The sequence below is a fragment of the Citrobacter sp. U14242 genome, assembly GCF_046555775.1.
In the GTDB taxonomy this organism is placed as follows: Bacteria; Pseudomonadota; Gammaproteobacteria; order Enterobacterales; family Enterobacteriaceae; genus Citrobacter.
Genome location: NZ_JBKGLW010000016.1, coordinates 58,454 through 83,392, shown reverse-complemented (window position 1 = coordinate 83,392; position 24,939 = coordinate 58,454). Strand labels below are relative to the sequence as shown.

At 51.9% G+C, this 24,939-nt stretch carries 23 protein-coding genes and 1 pseudogene; 5 read left to right on the top strand and 19 right to left on the bottom strand.

The features are described 5' to 3' along the window. Positions 1-127: 127 nt before the first annotated feature. From ACLJXE_RS22160 to ubiD, 4 genes are all read right to left on the bottom strand, one after another. A complete protein-coding gene (locus tag ACLJXE_RS22160; protein WP_410752032.1) occupies positions 128-1,108 on the bottom strand; it encodes a LacI family DNA-binding transcriptional regulator in 981 nt (326 codons plus the stop codon). A gap of 16 nt (positions 1,109-1,124) precedes the next feature. Further along, positions 1,125-2,033 (bottom strand): ROK family protein, encoded by a 909-nt coding sequence (locus ACLJXE_RS22155; protein ID WP_410752031.1) that lies wholly within the window; start codon positions 2,031-2,033, stop codon positions 1,125-1,127. Positions 2,034-2,281: 248 nt separating this feature from the next. Then, positions 2,282-2,983, bottom strand: coding sequence for an NAD(P)H-flavin reductase (gene fre, locus ACLJXE_RS22150; RefSeq protein WP_137383145.1), 702 nt, complete (start codon positions 2,981-2,983; stop codon positions 2,282-2,284). Positions 2,984-3,023: 40 nt separating this feature from the next. Then, positions 3,024-4,517 (bottom strand): 4-hydroxy-3-polyprenylbenzoate decarboxylase, encoded by a 1,494-nt coding sequence (gene ubiD / locus ACLJXE_RS22145; protein ID WP_410752030.1) that lies wholly within the window; start codon positions 4,515-4,517, stop codon positions 3,024-3,026. 166 nt (positions 4,518-4,683) lie between these two features. Here ubiD and rfaH point away from each other — a divergent pair, with 166 nt between their 5' ends. Beyond that, the gene (gene rfaH, locus ACLJXE_RS22140) at positions 4,684-5,172 is read left to right on the top strand and encodes a transcription/translation regulatory transformer protein RfaH (protein ID WP_286629749.1); all 489 of its coding nucleotides are present in this window, start codon (positions 4,684-4,686) and stop codon (positions 5,170-5,172) included. 6 nt (positions 5,173-5,178) lie between these two features. On the opposite strand, the gene tatD is transcribed toward rfaH, so the two are convergent. From tatD to udp, 9 genes are all read right to left on the bottom strand, one after another. Further along, positions 5,179-5,961, bottom strand: a complete 783-nt coding sequence (gene tatD, locus ACLJXE_RS22135; RefSeq protein ID WP_410752029.1) for a 3'-5' ssDNA/RNA exonuclease TatD — start codon at positions 5,959-5,961, stop codon at positions 5,179-5,181. 41 nt (positions 5,962-6,002) lie between these two features. Continuing rightward, the gene (tatC, locus tag ACLJXE_RS22130) at positions 6,003-6,794 is read right to left on the bottom strand and encodes a Sec-independent protein translocase subunit TatC (protein WP_286629751.1); all 792 of its coding nucleotides are present in this window, start codon (positions 6,792-6,794) and stop codon (positions 6,003-6,005) included. 2 nt (positions 6,795-6,796) lie between these two features. Then, complete coding sequence (gene tatB, locus ACLJXE_RS22125; RefSeq protein ID WP_286629752.1) at positions 6,797-7,345, bottom strand: Sec-independent protein translocase protein TatB; 549 nt, start codon at positions 7,343-7,345, stop codon at positions 6,797-6,799. Between the two features lie 3 nt (positions 7,346-7,348). Further along, positions 7,349-7,603, bottom strand: a complete 255-nt coding sequence (tatA, locus tag ACLJXE_RS22120; RefSeq protein ID WP_003017888.1) for a Sec-independent protein translocase subunit TatA — start codon at positions 7,601-7,603, stop codon at positions 7,349-7,351. A 78-nt stretch (positions 7,604-7,681) separates the two neighbouring features. Beyond that, the gene (gene ubiB, locus ACLJXE_RS22115) at positions 7,682-9,322 is read right to left on the bottom strand and encodes a ubiquinone biosynthesis regulatory protein kinase UbiB (protein WP_199970849.1); all 1,641 of its coding nucleotides are present in this window, start codon (positions 9,320-9,322) and stop codon (positions 7,682-7,684) included. Next, entirely contained in the window at positions 9,319-9,924 is a 606-nt protein-coding gene (gene ubiJ / locus ACLJXE_RS22110; protein ID WP_137383151.1) for a ubiquinone biosynthesis protein UbiJ, read from the bottom strand. Before ubiJ ends, ubiB begins: the two co-directional genes overlap by 4 nt. A gap of 13 nt (positions 9,925-9,937) precedes the next feature. Continuing rightward, positions 9,938-10,693: a bifunctional demethylmenaquinone methyltransferase/2-methoxy-6-polyprenyl-1,4-benzoquinol methylase UbiE gene (ubiE, locus tag ACLJXE_RS22105; RefSeq protein WP_202037298.1), complete on the bottom strand. Its 756-nt coding sequence runs from the start codon at positions 10,691-10,693 to the stop codon at positions 9,938-9,940. 94 nt (positions 10,694-10,787) lie between these two features. Beyond that, positions 10,788-12,200 (bottom strand): DNA recombination protein RmuC, encoded by a 1,413-nt coding sequence (rmuC, locus tag ACLJXE_RS22100; protein ID WP_410752040.1) that lies wholly within the window; start codon positions 12,198-12,200, stop codon positions 10,788-10,790. A gap of 158 nt (positions 12,201-12,358) precedes the next feature. Beyond that, complete coding sequence (gene udp, locus ACLJXE_RS22095; protein WP_006686084.1) at positions 12,359-13,120, bottom strand: uridine phosphorylase; 762 nt, start codon at positions 13,118-13,120, stop codon at positions 12,359-12,361. Between the two features lie 265 nt (positions 13,121-13,385). Here udp and ACLJXE_RS22090 point away from each other — a divergent pair, with 265 nt between their 5' ends. The 3 genes and pseudogenes from ACLJXE_RS22090 (at position 13,386) to ACLJXE_RS22080 (ending at position 15,290) form a co-directional block, all read left to right on the top strand. After that, complete coding sequence (locus tag ACLJXE_RS22090) at positions 13,386-14,195, top strand: dienelactone hydrolase family protein (RefSeq protein WP_410752028.1); 810 nt, start codon at positions 13,386-13,388, stop codon at positions 14,193-14,195. A 249-nt stretch (positions 14,196-14,444) separates the two neighbouring features. Beyond that, a pseudogene (locus ACLJXE_RS22085) lies at positions 14,445-14,663 on the top strand (MurR/RpiR family transcriptional regulator); the annotation flags it as partial. 105 nt (positions 14,664-14,768) lie between these two features. Next, the gene (locus ACLJXE_RS22080) at positions 14,769-15,290 is read left to right on the top strand and encodes an SIS domain-containing protein (RefSeq protein WP_410752039.1); all 522 of its coding nucleotides are present in this window, start codon (positions 14,769-14,771) and stop codon (positions 15,288-15,290) included. 29 nt (positions 15,291-15,319) lie between these two features. On the opposite strand, the gene tkt is transcribed toward ACLJXE_RS22080, so the two are convergent. The 4 genes from tkt to metE all read right to left on the bottom strand — a co-directional run bounded on the left by tkt (position 15,320) and on the right by metE (position 22,075). Further along, entirely contained in the window at positions 15,320-17,317 is a 1,998-nt protein-coding gene (tkt, locus tag ACLJXE_RS22075; RefSeq protein ID WP_410752027.1) for a transketolase, read from the bottom strand. 50 nt (positions 17,318-17,367) lie between these two features. Then, positions 17,368-18,876 carry a glucose-specific PTS transporter subunit IIBC gene (gene ptsG, locus ACLJXE_RS22070; RefSeq protein ID WP_410752026.1) on the bottom strand — a complete coding sequence of 503 codons (1,509 nt, stop codon included), beginning with the start codon at positions 18,874-18,876 and terminating at the stop codon, positions 17,368-17,370. 41 nt (positions 18,877-18,917) lie between these two features. Then, entirely contained in the window at positions 18,918-19,475 is a 558-nt protein-coding gene (gene hxlB / locus ACLJXE_RS22065; protein WP_410752025.1) for a 6-phospho-3-hexuloisomerase, read from the bottom strand. Positions 19,476-19,813: 338 nt separating this feature from the next. Further along, positions 19,814-22,075, bottom strand: a complete 2,262-nt coding sequence (gene metE, locus ACLJXE_RS22060; RefSeq protein ID WP_410752024.1) for a 5-methyltetrahydropteroyltriglutamate--homocysteine S-methyltransferase — start codon at positions 22,073-22,075, stop codon at positions 19,814-19,816. A gap of 235 nt (positions 22,076-22,310) precedes the next feature. Here metE and metR point away from each other — a divergent pair, with 235 nt between their 5' ends. Further along, complete coding sequence (metR, locus tag ACLJXE_RS22055) at positions 22,311-23,264, top strand: HTH-type transcriptional regulator MetR (protein WP_286629757.1); 954 nt, start codon at positions 22,311-22,313, stop codon at positions 23,262-23,264. On the opposite strand, the gene ACLJXE_RS22050 is transcribed toward metR, so the two are convergent. Both ACLJXE_RS22050 and yigL read right to left on the bottom strand, forming a co-directional pair. After that, the gene (locus ACLJXE_RS22050; RefSeq protein ID WP_286629758.1) at positions 23,152-24,051 is read right to left on the bottom strand and encodes a carboxylate/amino acid/amine transporter; all 900 of its coding nucleotides are present in this window, start codon (positions 24,049-24,051) and stop codon (positions 23,152-23,154) included. The two genes, metR and ACLJXE_RS22050, sit on opposite strands and share 113 nt — an antisense overlap. Before the next feature lie 75 nt (positions 24,052-24,126). Next, positions 24,127-24,927, bottom strand: a complete 801-nt coding sequence (gene yigL / locus ACLJXE_RS22045) for a sugar/pyridoxal phosphate phosphatase YigL (protein ID WP_410752023.1) — start codon at positions 24,925-24,927, stop codon at positions 24,127-24,129. Between the last annotated feature and the right edge of the window lie 12 nt (positions 24,928-24,939).

Here is a 24,939-nt window from a genome sequence, read left to right as displayed (position 1 = left end):
GGGACGCTTCGCTTGCCCGGCCTACGAAATGTTATCTCAAAGCCATTGGTGCCAGCACAGTTACGGTGCCAATGGCGAAGAGAGAAAGTTTAGTTGCCGTTCTTCCCGCCTGTCAGGGGCGGGTTTTTTATTTCCCTGAACTGCTACGTACCACCAATTGTACCGGCAGCAACAGATTCTCTTCCGGCTTGCCTTCCAGCAGTAAACGCAGTGCTTCGCGCCCCAGTTGCTGCTTATCAACCGCAATCGTAGTCAGCGGCGGATGTGACCAGGCCGCAGCATCAATATCATCAAATCCTACCAGCGCAAGATCTTCTGGAATACGAATCCCCTGCTGCGCACACACCCGCTGAACAACCATCGCCGCCGCATCGTTATAAGCAAAAATAGCATCGGGCGGTTCCGGCAGTCTGAGCAGTTCATTAACCGCCTCAACCAACGATTGTTCAGTATCGAGCAGCGGCGGTGCGATGGCTTCGTACTCGGGAGGCATCAGCAGACGGGCTTCATACAGCGCCTGGCGATAACCCTTTTCACGCTGACGAATACTGTAGTGTGAGAGAGTACTGGCAAGAAAAGCGATACGTCTACACCCCTGTTCGATCAAATGTTTTGTCGCCAGATAGCCGCCCAGGGTATTGTCCGGATTGACGCATGGCAAACCTGGAGCCCACAGATCTACAAGCACCAGCGGCAATTTCATTTGTTGCAGCAGTCCAAACAGCTCTGGCTCAAAAAATCCGGCGCAGATCAACGCATCAGGCTGATGCAACATGACCTGCTCACTTACCGCATCAGCTGGCCCGATAGAGAGAAAGCTCAGCGCAATGCCCTGATCACGGCAGGCAGCATCAATACCCAGTAACAGCTGCGAGTAAAACGGCAATGCCCGGCTAATATTGTGTTGCCGATGCAACAAAAACAGGACTCGCTTGAGCTTGTCACTGCGCAGACGGGAAAAATCATAACCTTGCTGTTGCGCCACAGAAATAATGCGCAATCGGGTATCTTCACGCAATCCGGGTTGACCTTTTAGTGCGCGGGATACAGCGCCAACTGAGACGCCACAGGCTTCGGCAATATCTCTGATTCGTACAGGTTTCGTCATTTCACTCTCATTAACTCTACACGGTGGCCTGTTGTGCCCCCAGCCATGCTGCACCACGCACACCGCTGCTGTCACCGTGTCGGGCCTGAATAATTGGTGTATGGCACTGTTTACCAAACACGTACTGTGCCACGCGTGCCTGCAAACCCGAATACAGTAATGTGATATTAGATACACCCCCTCCCAGCACAATGACATCAGGGTCGAGTGTATTCACAATGCCCGCCAACGCGCGCGCCAGTTGATCACAGTAACGCTCCCATAACAGGCAAGCGTCGGCATCACCCAATTCTACCTGCTGCATGATTTGAGGAACGCTGACATGTTGATTCGTGTGATTCATGTACTGGCGTTCCAGACCACTGCCAGAGATAAAACTTTCAATACAGTTCTGTTGTCCGCAATAGCAGGTAACCCCCTCACCATCCCGGGACTCATGGTAACGTGGCAAGGCATTATGCCCCCACTCCCCTGCGCAGGCATTAGGACCGGAGATCAAACGGTTATCAACACACAACCCGCCTCCGCAGCCAGTACCGAGAATTACGCCAAAGACCACACAGTGTCCGCGTCCACTGCCGTCCATAGCCTCTGACAGTGTAAAGCAGTTAGCATCGTTAGTGACGGGCACAGGCATCCCTAATGCTTGTTCAAGGTCACGGGTAAAAGCCTGCTGATTTAGCACCAGAATGTTGGAATTTTTAATTAATCCCCTGCTGTCTACTGCTCCAGGAACCCCGATACCGACCGATAAAGGTTGGTTAACGGTCTGCATAGCCTTAGCAATCATATCCGTCACGGCATGGAAAAAATCGCCGTAGCTTTGCTTGGGTGTAGCGCGTCGTTCGCGGTAAATAATCTCACCTGTTTTATCAATTACCACCGCTTCGATTTTAGTCCCGCCTATATCCAGTCCGAGCCTCATGGTGACCTCTCCCCTCATTGGCCTCTCACAATTATGATGCTGCATAGAGTGCCAAATTTGTTTACTAAACAAATGATGGAGCGTCACAAAATGTTGTTATATCTACAGGCAAACAGGGAAATAACTTTGTTCACTAAAAATGATGAGGTTTTGTAAAACAGGAGATATGCAAAGATGCTGGGCCAGCAACCGTCATGTGGAAGGTGGGGAATTCATGAATGCGCCGGTGGGGTTCCGGCGCACATCGTTTAAATAAACGCGAACGCGTCGCCAAACAGACGATCTTCACGCGCCTGACGTTCATTGCAGAACAGGTCGCGCGCGATTTTAGCCATCTCGAAACGCCCGGCGATATAAATATCATGTTCCGCCAGAGTGCCGTAATCCTGTAACACTGCCGTTAATACGGTTCCCGTACGACCACGCCAGCCCGTTTCAGGCTGTTCCACTACAGGCTCAACACGCAGGTTCGGATGATTAACTGACAGTGCCTCCAGTTCAGAGAGATCGTAGAGATGTTTCTCTTCTCGTCCGCCCCAGTAAATAGTGATATCACGGTTTGGGTTGCGCGCCAGTGCTGTCAGCAAAATCGAGCGTACGTATGAGAACCCAGTGCCGCCAGCAATCAGGATCAGCGGACGATTTTCATCATCACGCAGCCAGGCTTCACCGTGCGGGATGTCGACCTTAATTTCCCGATCTTTCAGAATTCGGTCCATAACAGCCATGGCATAAAGATTTAGCTCAGAAGCACCCACGTGCAGCTCAATGAACCCGTGCTCATCCGGCGTAGATGCCATGGAGAACGGGCGTTTATCACGTTCGTCCATCACGACCATTAAATACTGACCAGCACGAAAGGAAAACGCCGCGTCCGGCACTAAACGTACGCGATATACGGTGTCAGTGATAGCTTCTACCGAGGTCACTTTACAGCTTAAGGTTGTCATGCGCTCTCTCTGTCGGATCAATAGGCAAAACGATCGCGCCTCAGGCGCTTTTGCCGTCATTAAAGATGGCTAATTCATCCCAAATTGCGTCAATACGCGCAGTCACTTCAGGATCTTTTTTAATCGGGCGTCCCCACTCTCGTTGGGTTTCACCCGGCCATTTATTTGTGGCATCCAGCCCCATTTTTGAACCAAGGCCGGAAACCGGCGAGGCAAAGTCCAGGTAATCAATCGGCGTATTCTCTACCAGTACCGTATCCCGGGCCGGGTCCATACGGGTAGTAATTGCCCAAATCACATCGTTCCAGTCACGTGCGTTGACATCATCATCGCAGACAATAACAAATTTGGTGTACATAAACTGACGCAAGAATGACCAAACACCCATCATGACGCGTTTGGCATGGCCTGCGTACTGTTTTTTCATCGTCACCACGGCCAGTCGATAAGAACAGCCTTCCGGCGGCAGATAAAAGTCGACGATTTCCGGGAACTGCTTTTGCAGAATCGGCACGAACACTTCGTTCAGCGCCACGCCGAGCACCGCAGGTTCATCGGGTGGACGTCCGGTATAGGTGGAGTGATAAATCGCATCTTCACGCTGGGTAATGTGTGTGACGGTGAAAACCGGGAAGCTATCCACTTCATTGTAATAACCCGTATGATCGCCATACGGCCCTTCCGGTGCCAGTTCACCCGGCTCGATATAGCCTTCCAGAACAATTTCAGCGCTGGCGGGTACTTCGAGATCGTTAGAGATACATTTGACAACTTCAGTCTTAGTGCCACGCAGCAGCCCGGCGAAGGCGTACTCTGATAATGTATCAGGCACAGGGGTCACAGCGCCCAGAATGGTCGCCGGGTCTGCCCCTAACGCAACGGAGACAGGGAAACGCTCACCGGGGTGTGCAGCACACCACTCCTGATAATCCAGCGCGCCGCCACGATGTGAAAGCCAACGCATAATGAGCTTATTTTTGCCAATCAACTGTTGGCGATAAATGCCCAGATTCTGTCGCTCTTTATGCGGACCACGCGTGACGGTGAGTCCCCATGTCATTAGCGGCGCTGCATCTTCCGGCCAGCAGGTCATGATCGGTATACGGTTTAAATCAACGTCATCGCCTGAAGAAATTTTTTGCTGACAAGGCGCACCGCGTAGCCGTTTGGTCGGCATGTTAAGCACCTGCTTGAACTGCGGCAGCTTATCAAACAGATCGCGGAATCCTTTCGGCGGCTCCGGCTCTTTCAAAAACGCCAACAGCTTACCCACTTCCCTTAGCGCCGAGACATCTTCTTGCCCCATCCCCATGGCGACACGCTTTGGCGTGCCAAACAGGTTGCACAGTACCGGCATCGAATAGCCTTTAGGGTTCTCAAACAACAGCGCAGGCCCACCGGCACGCAAGGTGCGATCGGCTATTTCAGTGATCTCCAGGTGGGGATCCACCTCAAGCGTAATGCGTTTGAGCTCGCCCTGCTGTTCAAGCTGCGTCAGGAAGTCGCGTAAATCGTGATATTTCATGGCGTCCATTATGGCCTCTTTGTAAGCGTCTCATTATACGGCGTTCATCATTGTGATGCTGTATTTTTGTTAAATTAGCGTGAACTCTGGCAACCCACACCGATGAGGCTTGAAAGATGAAGTGTATAATGACTTTTGCTATGCTTGCGCTCAGAACAAGCGGATAAGAGTTATTATGCAAGCCTGGTATTTACTGTACTGCAAACGCGGGCAACTTCAGCGTGCCCAGGAACACCTGGAAAGACAAGCAGTCAACTGTCTGACGCCAATGATCACCCTGGAAAAAATGGTGCGTGGTAAACGTACCACAGTCAGTGAGCCACTTTTCCCTAATTACATGTTTGTCGAATTCGATCCGGAAGTGATCCACACCACGACCATCAATGCGACGCGTGGCGTCAGCCATTTTGTACGCTTTGGGGCAACACCTGCCACCGTCCCCTCTCCCGTTATTCACCAGCTTTCTATCTACAAGCCCGAGGGGATTGTAGACCCGGAAACGCCGCATCCTGGCGACAGCGTAATTATCACTGAAGGGGCATTTGAAGGATTAAAGGCGATTTTCACCGAACCCGACGGCGAAGCGCGCTCCATGCTCCTGCTTAACCTGTTGAATAAAGAGATTAAGCAGAGCGTGAAAAACACCGGCTTTCGAAAGATATAAACAGACTCAGAAGGTCACTTCGAATAACGTTCTGACGTTGGCATCAATCGCCGTTGATAGCCACTGAGGATCTTCCCCACGCCAGTACGCAATACGCTCAAGAATATGCGGCAGGTGTGCAGGCTCATTACGCCGGGAAGCCGGTTTCGGTGTTAAATCGCGGGGGAGTAAATAAGGGGCATCGGTTTCGATCAATAGCCTTTCCACCGGGATAAACGGCAACAGCTCCCGCAGTTCCATCCCCCGACGTTCATCGCAGATCCATCCGGTAATCCCGATATAAAGCCCTCTGTCCACGCAGTCCTGCATCTCCCGGCGCGAGCCAGTGAAACAGTGCAGCACTGCGCCAGGGAGGCTGTCCAGCCAGGGTTCCAGCAGCGTCAGAAAACGTTCGTGGGCATCCCGACAATGCATGAAAACTGGCATCTGCAATTCGGCGGCAATACGCAATTGCGCCTCGAACGCTCGTTCCTGTTCCTGCGGAGTGGAGTAGTTACGATTGAAATCCAGGCCGCATTCACCAATGGCGACCACTTCAGACTGGTTCGCCAATGCAATAATTTCCGCCTCTGTTGAGGATTGCCATTGGCTACTGTCATGCGGGTGGACGCCTGCTGTAGACCAGCAATGTGGATAATGCTGTGCCAACTTTAGCGCCTGCTGGCTTTCATGCAGGTTTGTTCCGGTCAGAAGCATGCCGTTTACACCCGCAGCAAACGCGCGCGCTACAACGTCATCCCTGTCTTTCGCAAATTGTGAACTGGTCAGATTAACGCCAATATCAAACATGCTTCCTCCCATATGACAACCGCCCTTACGGGCGGCTGAATTTACTCTTCGGTTTTCTCGGTGGTTTCGGCTTCTTTCGCATTCTCAGCCTCGTTATCTTCGTCTCGCGTACGTCGCTTACCAACATAAAAACGAGAGAAGAAAACACCCACTTCAAACAGGCAGTACATCGGTATTGCCAACAGCGTTTGCGAGAAGACATCTGGTGGAGTCAGTAACATCCCCACGACAAATGCCCCGACAACTACGTAAGGACGTTTCTTACGTAAATCATCAGGTGTCGTAATGCCCATCCAGCACAGCAATACAATGGCGACAGGAACCTCAAAAGAGACACCAAACGCCATAAACAGTGCCATGACAAAGCTGAGATAACTGGCAATGTCTGTCGAAACCTGCACGCCTTGCGGAGCTGTGTTGGCAAGGAAGCCAAATGCCAGCGGGAAGACGACAAAATAGGCGAATGCCATCCCGATATAGAACAACAGCGAACTTGAGACCAGCAGCGGCACGACAAGGCGGCGTTCATGCTTATACAAAGCAGGCGCAATAAATGCCCATACCTGGTACAGGATCACTGGTGCCGACAGGATCAGCGACACCATAAAGGTTAGCTTTATCGGGGTAAAGAACGGTGAAGCCACATCGGTGGCGATCATCGTTGCCCCCTGAGGCATCTGCTTAATCAGCGGTGCCGCAACCATATGGTAAATGTCGTTGGCAAAATAAACCAACGCCAGAAAGATTACCATAACCGCAATAATGCAGTTCAGGAGTCGCTTACGCAGCTCAATAAGATGCGTGATGAGCGGTTGAGTATCTTCTACAGACATGTTTACGGTTTATCACTCGACGAGGGTGAGGATTCGACAGCAGGTGCAGCAGGTTTCTTTTCCGCGTCCATCGACGTAACGGAAACCGTGTCCTTCAACTCCGGCGTGTCAGCACCCGTGGATTCCGGTTTTTGCTCCGGCGAACTGGCCTGTGCTTCAGCAGTAGCAGGGGTAGCCCCCTCGTGCTGCGCTTCACTTCCTTTCACCACAGGGTTATGGATAGTGTGCGCTTCATCGCTCGCTTTTTCAGGATCGTGCACGCTGTAAGAACGCTTCATCGACTCAGCCGCTTCGCGCAGCTCATCCATCGATGCTTTCAGCTCCGGCGTTAGATTTGTCAGGCTTGCTTTCTCTACTTTCTTCAGGCTGTCCTGAAACTCCTGAAGCTTAAGCTCCTGGGTCAGTTCATTCTGCACAGTAGTTGCAAGAGAGCGCAGCGCACGGACCCAGCCCGCGACCGTTTTTACTGCCACTGGCAATCGTTGTGGCCCCAGTACGATGAGGCCGATAACGAACACCAATAACAGTTCGCTAAAACCGATATCAAACACGGATTATACCTGCTCTTTATCTTGGCTTTTGGCGTCTTCTTTCTTCACTTCACCCTGCTTATCGGTGATGGATTTAGCGGTAAAATCAGCGTCCTGGCTGGTTTTATCCTGCTTAGGTTCATCATCACCCATCGCTTTCTTGAAGCCTTTAATAGACGCGCCAAGGTCGGAACCGATGGAGCCGAGTTTCTTGGTGCCAAATAGCAGTACAACGATGACGGCAATGATCAACAACTGCCAAATACTGATACCACCCATACATGTTCCTCTGTCATAGATGATGAATTAATAAGGCCGTAGTATACGTTACACGACCTGCCTTGGGCGATGAAAAAATCAGCGCATTTTGCGCCAGCCGATCAGCCAGGCGATAACACCACCCGCGATTAACCAGCCAGGCATAAGCCCCCACTCAGGACGGCTTACCAACAGGAATGTCCCACTTAACAGCAACGTTGCGCCAATACCCAATAAATAACGGGATTGTCCCTGACGTACGTGATTCGCATGAAGCTCGCGCGCAATCTTATCAACACTGTGCTGTAAATATTTGCCCTGGCGCAAACTGTCATACACAAGTTCAGGTATTTCTGGCATTTTTTCGACCCAGAACGGTGCTTTTTCTTTAAATGCCCTGACAAGCGCCGGAATACCTACCTGATCTTTAATCCAGGATTCAAGGAAAGGCTTGGCCGTTTTCCACAAATCCAACTGAGGATAGAGCTGTCGGCCAACACCCTCAACGTACAACAGCGTCTTCTGTAACAACACCAGTTGAGGCTGGACTTCCATATTAAATCGACGTGCCGTATTGAACAAATTCAACAACACGTGACCAAAGGAGATCTCTGCCAGCGGCTTTTCGAAGATCGGCTCACACACGGTACGAATTGCAAATTCAAATTCTTCAACATTGGTATCGGGAGGCACCCAACCAGAATCAACATGTAGCTCGGCAACCTTACGGTAATCGCGATTAAAAAACGCAATAAAGTTTTCAGCCAGATAACGCTTATCTTCTTTATTTAATGAGCCCACGATCCCGCAATCAATACCGATGTATTTCGGGTTTTCAGGGTGCTCATAGCTGACGAAAATGTTACCAGGGTGCATATCGGCATGGAAAAAACTGTCGCGGAATACCTGGGTAAAGAAGACCTGAACACCACGCTCAGCCAACAGTTTCATGTTGGTACCGTTCTTCTCAAGCGTTGCAACATCCGAAACAGGGATACCGTAAATACGCTCCATCACCATCATGTTCTGACTGCAATAGTCGGAATACACTTCCGGGATGTACAGCATCGGGCTGTCTTCAAAATTGCGTCGCAGTTGAATGGCGTTTGCCGACTCACGCAGCAGGTTCAGCTCGTCGATCAATGTTTTTTCATATTCGCGGACCACTTCTGTTGGCCGCAGACGACGGCCGTCCGGCAACAGGCGAGGGACCCAGCGAGCAAGACGATAGATCAGTTTTAAATCGGCTTTGATTACCGGCAGGATATCCGGACGAATAACCTTGATCACCACCTCTTTGCCATTCGACTTCAGTCGCGCGGTATGCACCTGAGCAATAGACGCAGATGCCAGTGGTGTGATCTCAAAATCATCAAACCACGCTTCAACAGGTAGCCCACCCATTGCTTCTTCAATTTGTTCTTTTGCTCGTTGTCCATCGAATGGAGCAACCCGATCCTGCAACAGTGCAAGTTGATCGGCGATGTGCGGAGGGAAAAGGTCACGACGGGTGGAGAGCATTTGACCAAATTTGATCCACACTGGCCCCAATTCCTGCAAAGCCAGTCTCAGCCTTTCACCCAGCGGCTTATCTTTATGTCGGTTTGGCATCCAAAACAATGTGTAACGCCACAAACGGAGCGGCAGCGTAATACGCATTTTGGGGATGAGTTCATCAAGACCGTAGCTTAAAAAAGTGCGAATGATGAAATAAAGGCGCCGTACTTCTCCTGGCGTCATTTGGCCTCCAGTTTTTCCAGCCGTCTGGCCAGAGATTCGACCGCGCGCTCAACCGCTGCCGTTTCTTCCGCAAACCATGCAACTTCAAGCGGGCCAGGGGCCATACGCCACTCTTCAGTGATCGCTTCAGCAACATAACGTTGCTGACGTTGAATGCCATGACGCAGGAACTTCGCGCCACCGCGCAGGACTTTGCTAACGCCTTCCGCGACGATATCACCGGTATAAGGTGCTAATAGCTCTGCAGGGTCAAATTCCGCCAGGTCAGCCAGAGCCACAAAGTTCTGCACCACCTGAATATCGCCCTGCACTTCCAGTTCGCCACTACGAATAAGCGTTGTGAGCTGCTGCCGGTCACGTAATTTAGGTAACACGCTGGCATGTGTGATCACAGTGCAATCGGCTTCGCCTTCCCATGCCCCCAGCACATCGACCTGGCGCTCACTGAACACCAGGACTAACGGCGTAGAAAATCCTTTGAGATCAACACGCAGTACCTTGCTCTGCAAACGCGTTCGGGCTGATTTTAGCGCAGGAGAACGATACAGAAAGGTGTTGAGCAGATTTTCAACGCCAGCGGTAACTAAGGGTTTTAAAGGCATCCCCGGTCTCCTGTCAGAACTTGTAACCACGATGCAGCGCAACAACACCTGCCGTCAGGTTGTAGTAATCAACACTTTCAAACCCGGCATCTTGCATCATTGCTTTTAACGTGTCCTGATCGGGATGCATACGGATGGACTCAGCCAAATAGCGGTAGCTATCTGCGTCGCTCGCAACCATCGAACCAATACGTGGCAAGATATGGAAAGAGTACGCGTCATACGCTTTGCTCAGCGGTTCGATGATCGGTTTGGAGAATTCCAGCACCAGTAAGCGCCCACCAGGTTTCAACACACGATACATCGAGCGTAGCGCTTTCTCTTTATCCGTAACGTTACGCAGGCCGAAAGAAATGGTGATGCAATCAAAGGTATTGTCAGGGAACGGCAGTGCTTCAGCATTTGCCTGGACATATTCAACGTTACCAATCACGCCAATATTGCGCAGCTTTTCGCGACCCATTTTGAGCATTGAGTCATTGATATCTGCCAGAATAACCTTACCGGTTTCACCAACCATGCGAGAAAATTTTGCTGTCAGATCGCCCGTGCCGCCCGCTAAATCCAGAACGGTTTGTCCACGACGCACGCCACTACAGTCAATGGTGAAGCGCTTCCACAAACGATGAATGCCAAATGACATTAAGTCATTCATAACGTCATATTTAGACGCCACAGAATGAAAAACGTGGGCCACCATGTCAGCTTTCTGCTCTTTAGCGACGGTCTGAAAGCCAAAGTGCGTCGTTTCTTGTGAATTATCCACCATCTCAGTGCCTGCTCATCCAAAAAATGTTCGAGAAGTGTAACAGATTGGGCCCATTTGCCCTACCCTTCTGCCGGGTTCAACTACCCCAAATGGGCTAGCTCGATTGCTGATTTACCGCCGCGTTATCGGCGTATGTCTCTTCTTGTTGCGCCTCGGAAACCGAGCGCAAACGGTACTCTTCATCCTGGCTCATGGCATGTTCAGCCAACTCAGGATTAATCTCACGCTTAATTTCCACGCCTAAGCCGCGGAAGGCTTCCGCCTGTGATAAGACATTTCCACGCCCCGAAGAGAGCTTCTTCATTGCCTGTCGGTAGTTATCCTGGGCTTTATCCAGGCTTTGGCCGATTGCCGACATATCATCCACAAACAGGCGCATCTTGTCATAAAGTTTACTGGCCCGATCCGCAATTTGTTGCGCGTTGCGGCTTTGATGCTCATAGCGCCACAGGTTAGCGATAGTACGTAATGCCACCAACAGCGTGGTAGGACTCACCAGCATAATGTTATTTCTGAGCGCTTCGGTAATCAGTTCGGGCTGTCTGTCCAGCGCCAGCAGGAAAGCAGGCTCAACGGGGATAAACATCAGCACATAGTCCAGTGTACGCAGCCCTGGAAGCTGTTGATAATCTTTACGACCCAGCAGACGAATATGATTTCGCACGGAGGCGATATGCTCCTGCAGCGCCCCCTCCCGGGTGTATTCATCTTCTGCATTAAAATAGCGCTCATAGGCAACCAGCGTCATTTTAGCGTCAATCACCACATCTTTACCCTGCGGTAGCCGGACAATAACGTCCGGTTGCATCCGTGAGCGCGCATCATTCTCGATGCTAACCTGGGTTTCGTATTCATAGCCTTCCCGCAGGCCGGAAGCCTCCAGTACCCGCGTAAGTACTACCTCTCCCCAGTTTCCCTGTGTTTTGTTATCACCTTTCAATGCCCGCGTCAGGTTAACCGCTTCCTGTGCCATCTGCGCATTCAACTGCTGGAGATTACGAATTTCGTGTGCCAGGGTATGGCGCTCCTGAGCCTCTTTACCAAAGCTATCCTGCACCTGACGGCGAAAACCGTCCAGTTGTTCACGCAATGGCGTAAGCAGGCTGTTAAGGCTTTGGCGATTTTGCTCATCTACCCGACGGTTACTGTGCTCGAAAATGCGGTTCGCCAGATTCTCAAACTGTTCACTCAGGCGCTGTTCACTGTTGATCATCTGGCGAATTTTATCTTCTGCATGCTGTTGCGTTGCTTCCAGACGGGTGGTGACTTCCCGGAGATCGGCCTCCAGTGAGGTATTGATACTCTGCAGGCTGCGGAGTTCGTTATTCAGCAACTCGCATTCGTCGCGCCAGTGGGCTTCCTGCGAGAGCTGTTGCCGGGCTGCACTGAGAGCAATATCCAGTTCTCGTCGCTCTTCGATGAGGTCTGCGCGGATCTGATCGGCGCGCGCTTTTGTCGCCAGCCAGCCCACCAGCAGCCCTGCAGCTAATGCCAGCACGGCACTCATCAAAATTGAAATATCCACAACGCCCCCTTACAGCAACGACTTACCCGCACAAAATAGAATTGTGCTGTATAAACGTCCAGTTTAAAAGGAATTTCCTGCGAGGTACTACGCAAAATAAAAAGGCCGAACACGTCGGCCTTTTAACAAAGAAGGGAGAATTACAGTAAACGACGTGCGGCTTCTACCACGATTTTCACCGCGTGGCTTTCCGTTTGCTTCATCGTTTCTGCATTCGGGATCTCTTGCTGAGTACGGTTGACGATAACACCTGCAACCATACCGGCACGCAGACCCTGGCTTGCGCACATGGTCAGCAGCGTCGCAGATTCCATTTCATAGTTCATGACACCCATCGACTGCCACTCTTCCATCGAGCCTTTGAAACGGCTCACTACGCGACCAGAGAAGGTGTCATAACGCTCCTGGCCTGGGTAGAAGGTGTCTGAAGACGCAGTAACGCCTACGTGGGTGGTCGCACCGATAGATTTCGCCGCTTCCACCAATGCGGTGGTGCATTCGAAATCGGCAACTGCCGGGAACTCCATCGGTGCAAAATGCAGACTCGCCCCGTCCAGACGGACAGACGCGGTGGTAACCAGCACGTCGCCAACGTTGATATGCGGCTGGATAGCGCCGGTCGTACCGATACGCAGGAAGGTACGAATGCCCAGTTGCGCCAGTTCTTCTACGGCAATAGACGTCGACGGGCCGCCGATACCGGTAGAGCAGACGATCACTGCTTTACCATCCAGCTCAGCACGCCAGGTAGTGAACTCGCGATGAGATGCCAGCTTAACCGGCTTGTCCATCAGCGCGGCGATCTTTTCCACACGCTCCGGGTCGCCAGGGACGATAGCGAGCTGGGCCCCTTGTAAATCGTTCTTAGTGAGGCCGAGATGAAAAACATCAGACTTAGACATAAAAACTCCTCTGTGAATCGGTTTTGTCAGAAGAAGCAAAAACACACTTTACCGAAGGCATAAACATCTTTTCGTGACAGTCGTCACTATGAAGGAAATCAATTGCATCGAATTACCGTAAAATAGTGACTCATATCACATTAATAGCGCAATGTAAGGACGCCTTGCACAAAAGATAGACTGTTTGAGGCAATGTGGTTCGTTGCATGTGTCTATAGTTAACAATGCGCTATTTTGCACAATATTTAAGGGTACGGAGAATACCATGACAACACGACAATCTGGTTTTGCACCTGCTGTATCCCCACCGGCGTCCACGACGGTTCACACTCCGGATAACGCGATTATCGCTGGAGTGACATCAATACCCTCACAAGGCGATGATATGCCTGCGTATTACGCACGACCACAACAGACCGATGGCCCGCTGCCCGTCGTCATTGTCGTGCAGGAAATTTTTGGTATTCATGAGCACATTCGTGATGTTTGCCGTCGACTGGCGCTGGAAGGTTATCTGGCTATCGCACCCGAACTCTATTTTCGCGAGGGCGATCCCAGTGATTTTGCCGATATCCCGACGCTTCTAAGCGGCCTGGTGGCGAAAGTCCCGGACTCACAGGTTCTTGCCGATCTGGATCATGTTGCCAGTTGGGCCTCCCGCAACGGCGGCGATGTGCATAAATTAATGATGACGGGTTTTTGCTGGGGTGGACGTATTACCTGGCTGTATGCCGCACACAATCCACAGCTAAAAGCGGCGGTGGCGTGGTATGGCAAACTGGTCGGCGACAAAACGTTAAACTCCCCCAAACATCCCGTCGATATCGCCACCGATCTGAACGCCCCCGTTTTGGGGCTCTATGGCGCTCAGGACACCAGTATTTCGCAGGACAGCGTGGAAACCATGCGTCAGGCATTACGCGCCGCAAATGCCAAAGCGGAAATTGTGGTGTATCCCGACGCGGGCCATGCCTTTAACGCCGATTATCGTCCAAGCTACCACGAAGAATCCGCAAAAGACGGCTGGCAGAGAATGCTGGAGTGGTTCGCGCAATATAATGGAAAGAGAACATAATATTTTCACTGTCTTTATTCAGACGGCGCACTTCCAAGAAGAGAACATTGCATTCTGCAATGTTCTCTTCAGTGTTAAAAAAACTCAATCACGACATTATAATTATTACCTTAAAGAGACATTCCTATTTATTATTAACTGGTTTGGTTAAGGTTGAACACCCTGCTCGTTTTTACGACAAGACGCCCTATTCACCTGTCTGTTTTATGTTATAATCAGCGTTTTCTTTCGAGATAAAAATCATTAAACATGAATAACATAACCGTAAAAAGTCTGATTCAAAGCCATTACCCTACGCTTCATCAGGCGGAAAAAAAAGTCGCGGATTATATTCTGAATAATGCTCATGAAGTAGTGAACTATAGCGTCACTGAATTATCAGAAAAAAGTCATGCCAGTGAAGCCACTATTGTGCGGACCTGTAAAAAATTAGGTTACCAGGGATATTATCATTTAAAAATAGCATTGGCGAAGGAAGTGATAAATCCCGATCAAAGTTATCCCGAAAATACCGACTTCACTGATATATCATCTTTGGCAACTTTCTTATTAAAAAAACAAGCCGAAGATTTAATGCAATCAACGCAATTTTTTAACTCTGATGTTCTTGAGTCAATTCTCGATTTAATTGCCCATTGCGATACGCTCTTTTTCTTCGCGGCCGGGAACTCAAACCCACTGGCCGTTTATAGCGCCTATAAGTTTAGCCAGCTTGGCCTGAAAACCGTGGTTCACGTCAGCCCGGAGATGCAAATCAACGCCGCCTGGTCGATGGGGAAACGCGATCTGGCTATCGGTATTTCTAACTCAGGCAGTACCAATCTCATGGTTGATATCTTTAAAGTGGTGAAAGAGCGCGGGGCAAAATCTGTCTGCATCACCAACTACATTAAATCGCCGTTATCAAAACTCTCCACACATCAACTCAATACCGCGGTCAGCGATAAAATCTTCTTTGAAGCCTTCGACTCCACCCGCGTTCCGGCAATGGGCGTCATCGATATGCTGGTGCTGCTGTTTATGTACAAAAACAAATCGCATTACGAGAAATATCGCACGCGCGAAGAGTTCCTCGGCTCCCGGTTTAAGGGGTAAAAAGTCGCCCTTTCACCCCTTGTTCAGGTTTAGCTGTTCAGCAAATCACGCGCCTGCGCCAGAACGTTTTCTGGCGTAAAGCCGAAGTGTTTAAACAACACATTGGCAGGAGCGGACTCACCAAAGCTCGTCATGCCGATCACTTTACCGTCCAGGCCCACGTAGCGTTCCCAGAATCCGGCAATACTCGCTTCTACCGCCAGGCGCTTACGCACGGCTTTCGGCAAAACAGATTCTTTGTATGCCGCATCCTGATTGTCGAAACGTTCGGTACACGGCATGGACACCACACGAACTTTACGCCCCTCTTCCGTTAACACTTTCGCCGCGCTGACCGCTAACTCAATTTCCGAACCGGCAGAGATCAGGATCATCTCCGGCTGGCCATCGCAATCGCTCAGCACATAGCCACCACGCGCGATCTCTGTTAACTGTGCGGCGGTGCGTGGCTGTTGCGCCAGCGGTTGGCGTGTTAACACCAGCGAGGTCGGGCCGTCTTTACGCTCAATTGCCTGCTGCCAGGCCACCGCCACTTCCACCTGATCGCAACCACGCCAGGTTTCCATATTCGGCGTCAGGCGCAGCGAAGCCAGTTGCTCTACGGGCTGGTGCGTTGGGCCATCTTCACCCAGACCAATGGTATCGTGTGTATACACAAACACTGATCGAATCTTCATCAGCGCCGCCATGCGCAGAGCGTTACGCGCATATTCCATAAACATCAGGAACGTGCCGCCGTAAGGGATAAATCCGCCATGCAGCGCCAGGCCGTTCATGATTGCCGACATGCCAAATTCACGCACGCCATAGGAGATGTAATTCCCCGCCGGGTTCTCTGCGGTGAAATCGACGGATTTCTGATGGCGCGTCAGGTTAGACGGTGATAAATCCGCCGAGCCGCCCATCAGTTCCGGCAGCATATCCGCGAAGTGATTAAGGCATTTCTGGCTGACCTGACGGGTCGCCAGCGCTGCCGGATGGGATTGCAGATCGTGGACATACTTCTGCATGTTTTCCGCCCAATCAGCCGGCAAATCACCTTTCATGCGACGAGTAAATTCCGCCGCCAGTTCCGGCCACTGCTTCGCGTAGTCAGCAAACAACGCATCCCATTCTTGCTGAACCTGCGCACCTTTTTCCGTTGCATCCCATGCAGCATAAATTTCACCAGGAATTTCGAATGGCGCATACGGCCATTGCAGACGTTCACGCACCAGCGCCACTTCATCGGCACCCAGCGCCGAACCATGGCAATCATGACTATTAGCCTTATTCGGCGAGCCGAAACCGATAATCGTTTTACAGCACAGCAGGCTCGGCTTATCCGTTACCTGCTTCGCTTCACGCACCGCAGCATCCACCGCTTCAGGATCGTGGCCATCAACGCCTTCAATCACATGCCAGCCGTAGGCGCGGAAACGTGCGGCGGTATCTTCAGCAAACCAGCCTTCAACATGACCATCAATCGAAATACCGTTATCGTCCCAGACCGCAATCAGGTTGCCCAGCTTCAGCGTGCCCGCCAGTCCGCAAACTTCATGGGAGATCCCTTCCATCAGGCAACCATCACCGAGGAACAACCAGGTGTGGTGATCAACAATGTCGAAACCGGGCTTGTTGAATTCAGCGGCCAGCGCTTTTTCAGCAATCGCCATCCCTACCGCATTGGCAACACCCTGCCCCAGCGGCCCGGTGGTGGTTTCAACGCCTGGTGTATAGCCATATTCCGGGTGTCCTGGCGTGCGGGAGTGAAGCTGACGGAAGTCGCGAATGTCATCCATCGACAGGTCATAGCCGGTGAGATGCAGCAAAGCGTAAATCAGCATTGAGCCATGGCCGTTCGACTGCACATAACGATCGCGGTTAAACCACTGCGGGTTTTTCGGGTTATGGCGCAGGTGCCGACGCCAGACCACTTCAGCAATATCCGCCATACCCATCGGCGCGCCCGGATGGCCGGAGTTCGCTTTCTGGATCGCATCAACACTTAACATACGGATGGCATTCGCCAGTAATTGTGAATTCATACATCAGCTCTCTCTGTCTGGCGGGCTGAGACCAGCCCGCTAATCTTGAATCAGTTAGCGCAGGCCGCCGCCATATCCGCCGGACGTGGTCTGCTCATCACGGTTTTGATTTCGTCCCGCAGGATTTGCGATTTGCCGCCAAAGATGACCTGTACACCGCCATCGCCCAGCTTCACTAAGCCAGCAGCACCCAGTTCTTTCAGTCGTTTGTCATTGACCTTTTTGTCATCCACCAGCGCCAGACGCAGGCGTGTTGCGCAGGCATCCACATCTTCGATATTGTCGAAACCGCCTACAGCTTCGATGATTTGGTATGGGCGTTCTTCGCGGGTAATCGTGGTTTCAACGGCAATCTCTTCATCCTCACGACCCGGCGTTTTCAGGTTCAGCTTACGGATCAGCACCCGGAAAAAGGTGTAGTAAATCACCGCATAGCCCGCGCCTGCGACAATCACCAGATACCACGGCGTGCGGTTTGGCATGACGCCGTTCAGTACGAAGTCAATCAGGCCACCTGCAAACGGATGCCCAATGTGCACGTTCAGTACGTTCATCAGCACGAACGAAGAGGCATAAATAAAGATGTGGATGATGTAGAGAATGGGCGCAGCAAACAGGAACGAGTATTCCAGCGGCTCCGTAATGCCCGTCACAAAGGTGGTCAGCGCGCCAGACAGTAACAGACCTTTAATCAGCGCCTTACGTTCCGGTTTTGCTTCGTGGTACATCGCCAGCGCGGCGGCAGGTAACGCAAACATCATGATCGGGAAACGGCCCGTCATAAACAGCCCCGCCGTCAGCGGCACACCATCACGCAGTTGCGCAAAGAACACCGGAATATCGCCCGTCACCAGTTGCCCGGATTTGGTCATGTAGTCGCCGAAGTTGTAATAAAACGGCACGTTCCAGATATGGTGCAGACCGAATGGAATCAACGAACGTTCGCCAACGGCGTAAATAAAGGCGGCAAAATTCGCGTTGTGCCCACTGGTGACTAACGTCGACAGCGAAGCCAGCCCTTTCTGCACCGGGATCCACATCCATGGCAGCAGATAACCGACAACGATCGCCGCCACCGCAGTGATAATCGGCACGAAACGCTTACCGCCGAAGAAACCAAGAAACTGCGGCAGTTCAATATTATGGAAACGGGTGTAAAGCAGATAAACGAAGATCGCGACAATCAGGCCACCAAACACCCCGGTTTGCAACGTCGGTACGCCCAAAATCATGGCGTAGTCGCCATTGCTGGCTGCCACCGATTCAGCCGTAATCCCCAGTTGCGTTCCCATCGTGGCGTTCATAATCATGTAACTGATAATCGCCGACAGTGACGAAGAGCCGTCCCCGGTCAGGCCAATCACGATACCGACACAAAACAGCAACGGCAGATTGGCGAAAATCAGTCCACCGCAGTTCGCCAGCAGCTCAATGTTAAATGAAATGCCGATAGCCAAAATTAAACCTGCCGCCGGAAGAATAGCGATAGGCAACATCAGTGCAGACGAAAACTTCTGCAACTTCTTGAAATTAAATAAGGATGTTATTTTTTTGCTCATTTTTATTCTCCTGTAGGGTATCGAGCAAATAACGCTTACGGCTATTCCAGATTGGCGTGACGCTTAAACAGTTCGCTTTCCGGTGACCCACTCTCAGCGGCCATCTTCATCACCAGCGCATCAGCAATCACCAGCAATGCCTGCTCATACAGCGAGGCCATCGGCTGCGCCGAACGAAAAGCGGAATCTTTTTGATTTTTGGAAGGCGCGTTGATTTGTACGGTGACATCAACAAATTCGGTGATAGTGGCGTGACGATTAGTGGTTAGCACCGCCACAGCGCCGCCAAGCTGACGTGCTTTTTTCGCCAGCGCAACCAGTTGTGTTGTCTCACCGGAAGCGGAAGAAACGATAAACAGATCGCCAGGCCCAAAGTTAGGCGTGATGGTTTCCGTCAGGAAGTAAACGTCCTTACCCATGTGCATCAGGCGCATGGTGAAGGCTTTCATGGAAAAACCCGCGCGCCCCAGGCCGTAACAAAAAACGCGCTGGCTTTGCTGAATAGCGTCGATCAGGCCCGCGCAATCCTCTTCACAAACGGAGTCTTTAACAAAGGTTAATTCATTGATGATCTCTGCCAGGTACTGCTTCGTGTCCATTACACACCTCATGAAATAATTTTCTTGAGCATAAAGTCTCACGAAATATTATTTCACGCCAGCACATCTGTATGAAACGTGAACTCAATCACAAGAAAGATCGCAACGTGGTAAAAATTCTATTTAAAAACATAAAGATAATGAATTTTCGCGGATAAAAAACAGAAAGATATGTAGGAGGATCAGGCAGAAGAGACGAAATTTATTTCATAGAGAGGGTAAAAAGGATCTTTTCAGGCAGGTATTTTGCCGGATGGCGGCTTGCGCCTTATCCGGCTACGAATGAGTCGTGTAGGCCCGGTAAACTTGCGCCACCGGGCATCTTACGAGGAGAAGAGTTACGCCTGACGCAGATTTTGCGCAGCTTTGACCATGTTAGCCAGGGCTGCCCGAGTTTCCAGCCAGCCGCGGGTTTTCAGGCCGCAGTCCGGGTTCACCCACAGACGCTCAGCCGGGATACGCTGTTCGGCTTTCTTCAGCAGGGCTTCAATCCATTCCACGCTTGGGACGTTAGGCGAGTGAATGTCATAGACGCCCGGCCCGATTTCGTTCGGGTAGTCGAACTCTTCGAACGATTCCAGTAACTCCATGTCGGAACGCGAGGTTTCAATGGTGATCACATCCGCGTCCAGCGCGGCAATAGAGTCCATGATGTCGTTGAACTCGCAGTAACACATGTGAGTGTGGATCTGGGTTTCATCCTTCGCCACCGCGGCATTGATGCGGAAGGCTTCCACGCCCCACTCCAGATACGCCGCCCAGTCACTGCGACGCAGCGGCAGACCTTCACGCAGTGCCGGTTCATCAATCTGAATAATACCGATACCCGCCGCTTCCAGATCCGCCACTTCGTCACGCAACGCCAGCGCAATCTGTTTGGCGATCGTTTCACGGGTCACATCTTCACGCGGGAACGACCAGCAAAGAATGGTCACCGGACCAGTCAGCATGCCTTTAACGGGTTTGTCAGTCAGCGACTGCGCGTATTTAGCCCACTCAACGGTAATCGCTTGCGGGCGGCTAACGTCGCCAATCACCACCGGTGGTTTCACACAGCGTGAACCGTAGCTCTGCACCCAGCCATTCTGGGTAAAGACGAAGCCGTCCAGATGTTCGCCAAAGTATTCCACCATGTCGTTACGTTCAGCTTCACCGTGTACCAGCACGTCGAGGCCCAGACGTTCCTGCTCAGCAATCGCCTGTTTAATGTGCTCTGCAATGCCAGTGCGATAGTTATTCGCATCCAGATTGCCCTTTTTAAAGTCCAGACGCAGGCCGCGAATCTCCGTGGTTTGCGGGAATGAGCCGATAGTGGTGGTCGGCCATGCCGGCAGATTAAAGCGGGCACGTTGCGCCTCGGCGCGAACCGGGTAAGCGTTGGCGCGCTGGCTGTCCCTGGCGGTGATCGCCGCCAGGCGTTTTTCCACCGCGGCATTATGTACACGAGTGGAGTGGCGACGCGCCTGAATCGGTGCGCTCCATTCAACCAGCGCCGCGGTATCGCCGCTGTTCAGCGCATCACGCAGTAGCGCCAGCTCGCCGCATTTTTGCAGGGCGAAGGCAAACCAACTCTTCACTTCGGCATCCAGGCGGGTTTCAACGCTCAGGTCAATCGGGCTATGCAGCAGAGAGCAGGAAGAGGCCACCCATAGCGCACGTTTGCCGACAATGTCCTTAATTTGTGCATGTTTTTCTGTCAAATCGGCACGCCAGACGTTACGACCGTTCACCAGACCGGCTGACAGCAGCCAGTTGGCAGGCAGGCGCTTGTGTAACTCGGCGACGTCATCTTTACCGTGCACGAAGTCAACGTGCAGACCCTGCACCGGCAGCGTGGTGATGGTATCCAGGTTTGGCGTGACGCCTTCGAAATAGGTGGTCAGCAGCAGCTTCACCTGACCGGTTAGAGCGTCATACGCCGGTTTAAAGACGTTCAGCCATTCCTGGGGTAGCTCCAGCACCAGCGAAGGTTCATCAATCTGAACCCACTCAATGCCACGCTTAGCCAACTCTGCCAGCACCTGCTGGTAAACCGGCAGAATGTCGTTCAGCAGGCTCAGGCGGTCAAATTGTTCGCCCTTCACTTTGCCCAGCCACAGGTAAGTTACCGGGCCCAGCAGGACGGGTTTTACGTTGTGGCCAAGTGCCAGCGCTTCGTCAACTTCATCCAGCAACTGAGTCCAGGTCAGCTTGAACTGCTGGCCTTTGGTGAATTCAGGCACCATATAGTGATAGTTAGTGTTAAACCATTTGGTCATTTCTGCCGCAGCAGCAGGTTCACCGGTCGGTGCACGCCCACGACCAATGCGGAATAAGGTGTCGATATCGACGGAGCCATCTTTGTTCTGATGACGGGCCGGGACGTTACCCAGCAGCAGGCTGGTCGTCAGCACGTGATCGTACCAGGCGAAGTCGCCCACCGGCAGCAGGTCAACGCCAGCCTGTTTTTGCTGATCCCAGTGACGGGCGCGCAGTTCGCGACCCGTTGCCAGCAATTCTTCACGAGAGGCGTTACCTGCCCAGTAGTTTTCTTGCGCTTTCTTCAGCTCGCGACGCAGGCCAACGCGAGGGAAACCGAGGGTGTGATTCAATATTGTCATTTTTCTTCCTCTAATTATATGTAAATCCTGTGGATTTTGAATTTAGGGAAGGCGGCAAGTTTATTCATCCCTGGGAGCTTACTGAAGTAAGTGACCGGGGTGGAGAAACGCAGCCAACGCACCATAAATTTAAAAGACGAAGGATTTTAGCCGTCCAGATGTTTACACATCCATAATTGACAGGTACTGTATAATCCTCAAGCGCAATTTATTCATGCCGAAGTGAAGGACTTTCATGATCGAGATTAAGCATCTGAAAACGCTACAGGCGTTGCGGAACAGTGGTTCGCTGGCAGGCGCTGCAGCGACGTTGCATCAGACCCAATCCGCCCTGTCTCACCAGTTCAGCGATCTGGAACAACGCCTCGGCTTTCGTCTGTTTGTACGTAAAAGCCAACCGCTGCGCTTTACGCCACAGGGTGAAATTCTGCTACAGCTGGCAAACCAGGTCTTGCCACAAATCGGTCGCGCGCTGCAGGCATGCAATGAACCGCAGCAAACCCGACTGCGTATCGCGATTGAATGCCACAGCTGTATTCAGTGGCTGACGCCCGCGCTGGAAAATTTCCGTGCTAACTGGCCACAGGTAGAGATGGATTTTAAATCTGGCGTGACGTTCGATCCGCAACCGGCGCTACAGCAGGATGAGCTGGATCTGGTGATGACATCCGACATTCTGCCGCGCAGCGGCCTGCACTATTCACCGATGTTCGATTTTGAAGTTCGTCTGGTACTGGCACCCGATCACCCACTGGCCAGCAAAACACAGGTCACGCCGGAAGATTTGGCCAGCGAGACGCTGCTGATATATCCGGTACAACGCAGCCGCCTGGATATCTGGCGGAATTTCCTGCAGCCCGCGGGCGTCAGCCCGTCGCTGAAGAGCGTGGATAACACCCTGCTGTTGATCCAGATGGTAGCCGCCAGGATGGGTATTGCGGCCCTGCCGCACTGGGTGGTGGAGAGTTTTGAACGCCAGGGTCTGGTGGTAACCAAAACCCTGGGCGATGGGCTGTGGAGCCGACTGTACGCCGCCGTGCGCGATGGCGAGCAGCGCCAGCCGGTAACAGAAGCGTTTATTCGCTCAGCGCGGAATCACGCCTGCGATCACCTGCCGTTTGTGCGGAGTGCGGAACGACCCACTTACGATGTACCCACAGTGAAGCCACTATCACAGCCGCACCAATGATAAAGCTTGGCCAGTGCGGTTGTTGGTGCCAGATAGCCAGGTTGACCAGCAGCCCCGCCGGTACATGCATATTGTTCATAATGCCCAACGTACCGGCATCCACCTGCGTCGCGCCATAGTTCCACATAAAGTAACCAATGCCAGAAGCCGCCACGCCAAGGAACACCAGAATTCCCCACTGCAGCGTGGTTTCAGGCATTTTTTGCGCATTCCCTAATATAGACCAGGCAACGACTGCCACCAGCAACGCCCCCATATAAAACCAGGCAAAGGCGTTGTGCTGTGGCATCGGGCGGGTTTCCATCAGGCGCTTATAGCCCACCATGCCGATGGCAAAACTAATGTTGGAAAGCTGTACCAGCAGCAGGCCGGTCCAGAAGTGGCTGGTCACCTGATCGTAACGGATAATCCCGGCGCCAATTACCGCCAGTAGTGCGCTGAACGCATAGCTCCAGCGTAAACGGCGCCCGCTCATCAGGTCATAAATTAGCGTAATGTACAACGGTGTCAGAACGGTAAAGAGCAGCAGCTCTGAAACCGTCAGATACAGATAGGCATGAAAACTCAGCATATACATGATGCCAAGCTGCATGGCGCCCACCAGCATATACAGCGCGATTGTTTTTACGCTGTGCCCACGGGTACGCAAAAACGGTAAAAACACCAGAGCCGCCAGCCCAACACGCACCAGCACTGCAAAATAGCTATCGACATGACCGGCAAGGTACTCGCCAAACAGGCTAAAAGAAAAGGCCCACAAAATAGTGGTAATGATGAGTAGCGCCACAATGGATGTCTCTGAACAAAAGGTACACCCATTGTAGCGAAGAGTTTAGTTGACAACTGGTCAACTAAAGAACAGTTACTTTAAAAAGAGATCGCGCAGATAATGCGGCACAGCATCGTCGGCATTGAGGCCAATCACGTCCAGTTCCGGATGCAGGTCCTTCAGGCGTTGATGCGCGTTGCCCATGATACAGCCTTTGCCTGCCATGGAGAGCATTTCCGCGTCGTTCATCCCGTCACCGAAGGCGATACAGTCCTTCAGGCTATAGCCCATCGCTTTTGCCACCGCCTCCAGCGCATGGCCTTTCGACACGCCACCTGCCATGACTTCCAGGCACGTCAGTGTGGAGAAACTGACGTTCACACGATCGCCCCAGCGGGCGTTAATCGCCTGTTCCAGCGGTAGCAACCTTTCGTGAGAATCGGTAGTGAAAAACACTTTGCTAACGCCTTCGGGCTCCAGCAGCGCAGGTTCAAACAGTGAATAATTGAATACCGCCTCTTTAAAGAAACGCATTTCTTCCGGGCGGTGGCGGTTCATGAACCACTCATCATCGCGGTAAACGTTCGTCACGATATCCGGGTTGGCGTTCACAACACCAAACAGATCGCTGGCAATGTCGCGATCCAGGTTGTGGGAAAACACGAGATTTCCGTCAGGATCGTGCACGCGGGCACCGTTGGACGTGATCATGTAGGTTTTAATGCCGAGGTTATCGCGAATTTGCCCCACATCAACATGATGACGACCAGTGGCAAACACGAAGTGAACACCGCGAGCCGTCAGAAGTTTCAGCGTCTCTTTGGCATAAGGGGACAAAGTATGGTCGGGAGAAAGCAGCGTACCGTCTAAATCAGACGCAACAACCTGATACATAAGAAAATTAAA

Excerpts from the sequence above, each read along its gene's own strand:
- ACLJXE_RS22155 (WP_410752031.1), bottom strand. The coding sequence starts at position 2,033 with ATGAGGCTCGGACTGGATATAGGCGGGACTAAAATCGAAGCGGTGGTA.
- rmuC (WP_410752040.1), bottom strand. The coding sequence starts at position 12,200 with ATGAGTGCCGTGCTGGCATTAGCTGCAGGGCTGCTGGTGGGCTGGCTG.
- ACLJXE_RS22090 (WP_410752028.1), top strand. The coding sequence starts at position 13,386 with ATGACAACACGACAATCTGGTTTTGCACCTGCTGTATCCCCACCGGCG.
- ACLJXE_RS22080 (WP_410752039.1), top strand. The coding sequence starts at position 14,769 with ATGCAATCAACGCAATTTTTTAACTCTGATGTTCTTGAGTCAATTCTC.
- rfaH (WP_286629749.1), top strand. The coding sequence starts at position 4,684 with ATGCAAGCCTGGTATTTACTGTACTGCAAACGCGGGCAACTTCAGCGT.
- tatA (WP_003017888.1), bottom strand. The coding sequence starts at position 7,603 with ATGGGTGGTATCAGTATTTGGCAGTTGTTGATCATTGCCGTCATCGTT.
- hxlB (WP_410752025.1), bottom strand. The coding sequence starts at position 19,475 with ATGGACACGAAGCAGTACCTGGCAGAGATCATCAATGAATTAACCTTT.
- fre (WP_137383145.1), bottom strand. The coding sequence starts at position 2,983 with ATGACAACCTTAAGCTGTAAAGTGACCTCGGTAGAAGCTATCACTGAC.
- tatD (WP_410752029.1), bottom strand. The coding sequence starts at position 5,961 with ATGTTTGATATTGGCGTTAATCTGACCAGTTCACAATTTGCGAAAGAC.
- tatC (WP_286629751.1), bottom strand. The coding sequence starts at position 6,794 with ATGTCTGTAGAAGATACTCAACCGCTCATCACGCATCTTATTGAGCTG.
- yigL (WP_410752023.1), bottom strand. The coding sequence starts at position 24,927 with ATGTATCAGGTTGTTGCGTCTGATTTAGACGGTACGCTGCTTTCTCCC.
- udp (WP_006686084.1), bottom strand. The coding sequence starts at position 13,120 with ATGTCTAAGTCTGATGTTTTTCATCTCGGCCTCACTAAGAACGATTTA.
- ACLJXE_RS22160 (WP_410752032.1), bottom strand. The coding sequence starts at position 1,108 with ATGACGAAACCTGTACGAATCAGAGATATTGCCGAAGCCTGTGGCGTC.
- ptsG (WP_410752026.1), bottom strand. The coding sequence starts at position 18,876 with ATGAGCAAAAAAATAACATCCTTATTTAATTTCAAGAAGTTGCAGAAG.
- metE (WP_410752024.1), bottom strand. The coding sequence starts at position 22,075 with ATGACAATATTGAATCACACCCTCGGTTTCCCTCGCGTTGGCCTGCGT.
- ubiJ (WP_137383151.1), bottom strand. The coding sequence starts at position 9,924 with ATGCCTTTAAAACCCTTAGTTACCGCTGGCGTTGAAAATCTGCTCAAC.
- ubiE (WP_202037298.1), bottom strand. The coding sequence starts at position 10,693 with ATGGTGGATAATTCACAAGAAACGACGCACTTTGGCTTTCAGACCGTC.
- ubiD (WP_410752030.1), bottom strand. The coding sequence starts at position 4,517 with ATGGACGCCATGAAATATCACGATTTACGCGACTTCCTGACGCAGCTT.
- ubiB (WP_199970849.1), bottom strand. The coding sequence starts at position 9,322 with ATGACGCCAGGAGAAGTACGGCGCCTTTATTTCATCATTCGCACTTTT.
- metR (WP_286629757.1), top strand. The coding sequence starts at position 22,311 with ATGATCGAGATTAAGCATCTGAAAACGCTACAGGCGTTGCGGAACAGT.
- tkt (WP_410752027.1), bottom strand. The coding sequence starts at position 17,317 with ATGAATTCACAATTACTGGCGAATGCCATCCGTATGTTAAGTGTTGAT.